Below are 1,689 nucleotides of genomic sequence, written 5' to 3'. Positions count from 1 at the left end.
GCGGCGAGCTCCCGGGTCACCGCGCCGGTGCCGGCCGCCGTCTCCAGCACCCGGGCGGGCCGGTCGGCCGTCAGCCGGGCGGCGAGGTCCCGGGCGTAGGGGCGGAAGAGGAGCGGCACCATGTACTGCTGGTAGGCGCCGGGGATCGAGCCGTCGAAGGCCATGCCGTCTGCCTCCCGTGGTGGGCGACCGTGGACCGGCGGGCCGTTCGCGGCCGCGGCCGGACTGCCGTTCCTGCGAGTGTGGCACGCCGGCAGGGCGGTGAGCAGCAGGATCGACGCCACCGCAGCCGCGGTGCACCACCAGGGGCCGCGCGGGGGCGCCTCTGGGGTGACCCACCCGCACGCCCTTTGAAGCCGTTCCTAGGCCACGGCGGCGCGGCTGCGTTCGGTGGCGATGCGCAGGGCGAAGGCGGCAAGCAGGGTGCCGGTGGCCCAGCCGTGCAGGCGCTGCAGCAGCGGGCGGCGGGAGAGGAAGCCGGCCAGTGCGCCGGCGGTGAGCACGAAGGCGGCGTTGCCGAGGGTGCCGACGGTGATCTGGGTGAGGCCGAGCAGGGCGCTCTGCAGGGCCACCTGCCCCTTCTCCGGCCGGACGAACTGCGGGAGCAGGGTGATGTAGAGGACGGCCAGCTTCGGGTTGAGCAGGCAGGTGAGGGCGCCCATGCCGAAGAGCTTGAGCGGCCGTTCGTGGGGCATCTCGGCGGCCCGGAAGGGCGAGTGGGCCGGCGAGCGGAAGGCCCGCCAGGCCAGCCACAGCAGGTAGCCGGCGCCGGCGAGCTTGAGCGCCAGGTAGGCGGTCGGGACGAGCGCGAAGAGCGCGGATATCCCGGCGACCGCGGCGGTGAGGTAGACGAGGAAGCCGAGCACGACGCCGCCGAGCGAGATCAGTCCGGCGCGGCGGCCCTGGCTGACGGACCGCGACACGCAGTAGATCATGTTCGGCCCGGGGGTCATCACCATGCCGAAGGAGACTGCGGCGATTCCGCCGATGGCACTCGCGCTGATCACCCGGCGAGCCTATCCCGACCCCCGCTCAGGTGTTCGACCACCCCGCCGCGCCGATGCCGATCCGAGACCGACCGACCATTGTTCGACATTGTCGAATGGCGTAGCGTCTTCACGAACGGGCTGCCCCCGCACCCGGCGCGCATGGCGACGACTGCACGCCCCGGCCTTGGCGGCCCCCGGGCCGCCTCCCCTGCCCGCGGCCCGCGCACCACCTGCCGAGGAGCCGCCGGATGTTCACCTTCACCAGCAGCGACGGCTTGGAGATCCACGTCCACGAGTGGCAGCCCGTCGGCCCGCCGCGCGGCATCGTCCAGCTCGCCCACGGCACGGGCGAGCACGCCCGCCGCTACGCCCACCTCGCCGCGTCGCTCACCGGCCAGGGGTACGCCGTGTACGCCGCCGACCACCGCGGCCACGGCCACAGCGTCGGCGCCGGCCCCGGCCACCTCGGCGAGGACGGCTGGAACCTGCTCGTCCAGGACATGGTCGCACTCTCCGACCTCGCCCACCGGCGCCATCCCGGGCTGCCACTGGTGCTGGTCGGCCACAGCCTGGGCTCCCTCGCCTCCCAGCAGTACGTCCTCGACCACTCGGAGCGGCTGGCGGGCGTGGCGCTCTCCGGCACCACCGCGCTCGACCGGCTGCTCACCGTCCTGGCCGCGGCCGGCGGCGACGCCGCGGC

2 protein-coding genes are annotated in these 1,689 nt (G+C 74.6%); one reads left to right on the top strand and one right to left on the bottom strand.

What is annotated here, in order from left to right:
• Window positions 1–362: 362 nt before the first annotated feature.
• Window positions 363–1,007, bottom strand: a complete 645-nt coding sequence (locus ABZ641_RS36215) for a LysE family translocator (RefSeq protein ID WP_359988737.1) — start codon at window positions 1,005–1,007, stop codon at window positions 363–365.
• Window positions 1,008–1,237: 230 nt separating this feature from the next.
• On the opposite strand from ABZ641_RS36215, the gene ABZ641_RS36210 reads away from it, so the two are divergent.
• Window positions 1,238–1,689: alpha/beta fold hydrolase (locus ABZ641_RS36210; RefSeq protein WP_359988736.1), on the top strand; the 452-nt coding region annotated here is incomplete at its 3' end.

It is taken from the genome of Kitasatospora sp. NPDC007106, assembly GCF_040634455.1.
Taxonomy (GTDB): domain Bacteria; phylum Actinomycetota; class Actinomycetes; order Streptomycetales; family Streptomycetaceae; genus Kitasatospora; species Kitasatospora arboriphila.
The sequence above is the reverse complement of the archived record's forward strand: the minus strand, read 5'-3'. Positions and strand labels throughout refer to the sequence as shown.